Origin of the sequence: Streptomyces sp. UNOC14_S4, from assembly GCF_020740835.1 — a bacterium.
Lineage (GTDB): Bacteria > Actinomycetota > Actinomycetes > Streptomycetales > Streptomycetaceae > Streptomyces.
On record NZ_JAINFC010000572.1, the window covers coordinates 1 to 4,566 of the forward strand.

General features: G+C 64.5%; 2 protein-coding genes and 1 pseudogene. 1 reads left to right on the forward strand and 2 read right to left on the reverse strand.

The features are described from left to right. Nucleotides 1-122: 122 nt before the first annotated feature. A pseudogene (locus K6I34_RS32245) lies at nt 123-1,274 on the reverse strand (reverse transcriptase/maturase family protein); the annotation flags it as partial. Between the two features lie 355 nt (nt 1,275-1,629). Next, nucleotides 1,630-2,517, reverse strand: coding sequence for an ISL3 family transposase (locus K6I34_RS32250; RefSeq protein WP_308294088.1), 888 nt, complete (start codon nt 2,515-2,517; stop codon nt 1,630-1,632). A 189-nt stretch (nt 2,518-2,706) separates the two neighbouring features. On the opposite strand from K6I34_RS32250, the gene K6I34_RS38490 reads away from it, so the two are divergent. Next, nucleotides 2,707-3,717, forward strand: coding sequence for an ATP-binding protein (locus tag K6I34_RS38490; RefSeq protein ID WP_275127203.1), 1,011 nt, complete (start codon nt 2,707-2,709; stop codon nt 3,715-3,717). Nucleotides 3,718-4,566 lie beyond the last annotated feature (849 nt).

Below are 4,566 nucleotides of genomic sequence, written 5' to 3' on the forward strand. Positions count from 1 at the left end.
CCGTTCCCGGGCCTGTTGCCCCTTCGGCGTCAGCCCGCCTCCCTGCGCGTACCTCATGAACACGGCATACCGCAGGGATCACGAGCCGTCACGACCAGCCGCTATCGCGAGTTCAACCTCAGTACCATCGAACGGGGGACGCGCAATCTGATGACCCCATTGACGGAACGTCGTCCGCCGGAGATCTTCGCGTCGTTGTGGTGCACGGTGATGTCGTAGCCGAGGAACCTCGCCGCCTGGGTGCGGGCGTGCGTGATGAGGGTCTTCTCCGGCGACAGTTCCAACTTGAGTTCGTCTCGCAGGAATTGCGCCAGACGCTTCTTGATTTCCTCGGCTTCTGCCTTTGGTCCGGCGAACCCGAACAGGGTGTCATCGCAATAGCGCACATACCGCAGCCTCCGGTAGCCAGGATCCTGAGTATCCATGCTGGGAATGCTGCGGAGTTGCTTGCGTAGCTCCCGCAGCTGAGTGCAGTCACCGCGCTTGCGGGCGCGTTGCATTGCCGCCCACACCCGGAAGAAGGCGCGGTTCGGCTTCCTGATCCTGCCCCGGGTGTATTCCGGGATCAGAACCTTCTCGACGTACTCATCCATCTTATGCAGATAAATATTGGACAAGATCGGTGAAACAACCCCGCCTTGCGGGCTCCCGCTGTGCGTGGCGTTCCATACCCAGTCCTCCATGTATCCGGCCTTGAGCATGTTGTGCATCAGCCGAAGGAACCGGTTGTCGTGGATTTTCTCACCCAGAATCCGGAGCATGACCGAATGATCAAGCCGGTCAAAACATTGGGCGATATCACCCTCAACAAACCAGACGGTCCCCGTCCAGGTGTTGGCCACATCACGCAAAGCGGTATGGCAACCCTGGCGGGGACGGAAACCGTGAGAAGAGTTGGAGAACGTCGGCTCGTAATACGCCTCAAGCAGCAGGCGGATCACCTCGCCGACGAGCTTGTCACTCCAAGGAGGCAGGCCGAGCGGTCGCACCTTGGTGGTGCTCCGCCCCTTCGGGATGTAGACCCTGCGAGCTGGGCTCCACCGGTACCGCTCGTGGCGCAGCGCGTCGATGACGTGCTCGATCTTGCCCAGGGACATGCCGTCCACGGTCTCCCCGTTGACCCCAGGCGTCATCGCTCCCTTGTTGGAGTACAGACGCCCGTAGGCCAGCAGATACAACTGCGGATTGAAGAGTTGCCGATACAGTTCATTGCACGGCAGGCCACGCCTGCCGCGTTCACGGAGGACACCCAGCACCGTTTCGGCGCTCTGCATTACGCATACCTCCCGAGTCTTGAGTGTCCGATCACCTGGCCCCCTTCGCCCGATGTGGACGGCTTTCCCGTCCTCCTTGGCCGGTCGTTACTCCGGCGACTACTACGGGGCCTCCGTCGCCATAGGAAGATCTCCTCCCGTAGGCGATCCCATGTTCGTCCTTGTCGTACGTCCTAGCGTGATGTAGGTGCCCCACTCATTCCCTTGAATGCCCTCGCTGGGCATCGCTCCGCACTCCGGAGGTTGCGTCGGCCATTCCACTAAGCCGTCGCAGAGCACGGCGCCGGTTTCAGGTACCTTTCCGGCGGACTCGACCTTCAGTCTCCTGGGAATTAGGGTTCAGGCAATTCAGCTTTCACCATGTCACGCGGGTCCCTCGACACCCCGTCTCCGATACCTGAGCCCGGTCATCGATTTCCTGGCATGCTCTGGTCCCCATCACCGTTTCCGGATTGGGTAAGCCATCAGACCCAAGAACCTCCCTCCGAGTTCTTCCCGACTGAGTCGGGGATACGACAAGGCGCCGCATGGCGCACTGAAAGCGGTCAGCGACCTGGACCGCGTCGGCGGCGCCCTGGTCGGCGCCCTCGGCGTAGTAGCGGGCCCGGTCGCGGCAGATGACCTCGACGCCGGGGTGGCGGGTCAGCCAGTCGGCCAGCGCGTCAGCGGACCGTTCGGGCAGCACGCCCACCGGCCTGCGATTTTCCATGTCGATCAGCACGGTGCCGTAGTGGTGCCCGCGCTTGAGCGCGAAGTCGTCGACACCCAGGACCCGCACCCGGCCGACCTCGGGGTCGGGCAGGGCCCGGATGAGCCGCAGCATCGCGTCCTTGCCAACGCCGATCGCCTGGAGCTCGGCGAGGCGGGCGCCGGCTCGGCCGCCGAGGGCCAGCGCGATGGCCTCGCGGATGGTGCGTAACAGCGTGGTGCACCGGCCGTGCCGGAACGTCAGGTCCGGGATCTGCTCGGCGAGCGTCTTCTTCGGGCAGCCCGAGTTGCCGCAGAAGAACCGGCGAACGCGCAGGTGCAGGACGGTCTGCTGGTTCGATATTGCCGTGTCGGGCATCTTCCGCTCGTAGCCGCTGTGCACCCGCTGCGACACCGTGCCGCAGCCAGGGCAGACCGCCGAGGGTTCCCGCCCCCGTGCCTGGATCCGGACCGTACGGCCCGTCGCCCGGATCAACTCAACGTGCAGGAGAGCGAAGTGCGGGAAGAGGACGGCGAACAGATCATCAACGGACACCCGGAATGATCACGAATCACCAAGATCAACAGCTCGGGTTTCACGGAAATCGCGACAGAGCCGTCAAGATCCCGATAGGCGGTCGGGAGAGGTCCTGCTCTGCGGACATCTGATCTCCCTGTCCGTGGACCCATTCGTGTCGGTTCCGAACAAACGATCCCTCCGGCGGTTGGCTCTGTGCTGCCAGGCATGGAGACCGGACCGACCGGAGGGACGTTGAAGAAGTCTGACAGGGAAATCATGGAAATCTTCGAGGCCCTGGATGCCACCGAGTGTGCTCATTCGGCGGCTGCGCTGGCGGGGGTCGATCCCAAGACCGTGCGGCGATACGCACGGATGAGGGACGCCGGCCGGCCGGTCACCGGCCCGGTCCGGCGGCCGAAGATGATCGACCCGTTCATGCCGAAGATCGAGGAATGGGTCGAACGCTCGGAAGGCAAGGTCCGGGCGGACAAGCTGCACGATCGCCTGGTGTTGCTGGGGTTCGCCGGTGATCAGCGGACGACCCGCCGGGCGGTGGCGAAGGCGAAGGAAGCGTGGAAGGCGGGCAGGCTCCGCACCTATCGGCCCTGGATCACCGAGCCCGGATTGTGGCCCCGGGAGGCGGCCACCCGCCGCAGCCACCGCAAGCAGGCCAACCTGCCCACCGGCAAGACGTTCGGCTCCTGGCGGGAGGAAGAGTCCTCCATCCCGGCCCCGACCCAGCAGGCACTGATGACGCTGGAATGGGTCGGCCGGGCGGAAAACCTCGCGATCGCCGGCCCGTCCGGCACCGGCAAGAGCCACTTCGCCGAGGCCCTGGCCCACAAAGCCATCGACCAGGGCATGCAAGTCGCCTGGTTCAGCCTCGAATCGCTCACCGCCCACGTCGGCCGGGCCACCGTCGACAACTCCGTCGCCAAGGCGATCGCGAAGATCACCCGGGCCCACCTGATCATCCTGGACGACATCGGCATGCTGCCCTCCGGCCAGGCCGCCGCCGAAGCGTTCTACCGGGTGATCGATGCCGCCTACGAACGCAGGTCCGTCATCGTGACCTCGAACCTGCACCCGTCAGGATTCGACACCATCATGCCCAAAACGCTCGCCACGGCCGCGGTCGACCGGCTCCTGCACCACGCACACATCGTCCTGACCGAAGGCACCAGCCTCCGGCTCACCCAGGCAACCACAGGCAAGGGCGTCAAGCCACTCCACTGAAAAGCTGTGTCGCAGCTTTCGGTTGCGGCCAGTGACAAGTACTTCGGGCGCGGAGAAGAGTCATGGCGGCGACATCGCCACCGTCGCCACCATGACTGACCGCCTCGCCCACCGCGCGGAAGCCACCGGCCTCCCGGGGCGTCAGCTACCACATACGCGGACGCAGCCTCGAACACGTCCCATGCATCGACACCATCACCGACTACTAAAGGCAACTGAGCTCGACATCAATAAGGTCGGCCCCCTCAAGGCTCAGGCCGGTGCTCAGGCAGTCGTCGCCAGGGGCAGCGGACGCCGATGAGGCTCCAGCCAGCACGAGCACCACTGCCACAGCTACAGCAGCACCAACGGCGCGGACATGTCGCACGGCATTCCCCCTTCTAACACTGGATGACGCTGTGTGTCTGTCCGGCGATCACGGACGGCAAACGGATTGACGCATAAGTAGTACCGGCTTCGCAGGGCCAGCCGTTGACACAGCTTCCGACCTGCCGAGGGACGAAAAGTCACACCGCACAGGGAGATCACGTGTCCGCCAGCAAAGAAGTCACATGTCCACCCAAAAGGACGCGGCCGCGTCCGTGGACACTCGATGCCATGCTCCAGCGCTGCGAGGAACACCCCCGCGCCCGCGGGGACCACTTGACAAGCCATTCTCCGAGCTCCATCCGATCAGGAACACCCCCGCGCCCGCGGGGACCACGAGCGACGGGGGACCATGTTGTCGGCGGCGGGTGAATCGTGACCCACTTTGGCCGGGTGAAAACGGACCCTTTTGTGGGGGTTCAGTCGTTGTCGGTTCGGTCGGTGGGGACGCGTCCGAGTTCGCGTCCGCGCATGCGGTAGGAG

Coding starts and splice junctions, on each gene's coding strand:
- K6I34_RS38490 (WP_275127203.1), top strand. CDS start 2,707: ATGGAGACCGGACCGACCGGAGGGACGTTGAAGAAGTCTGACAGGGAA.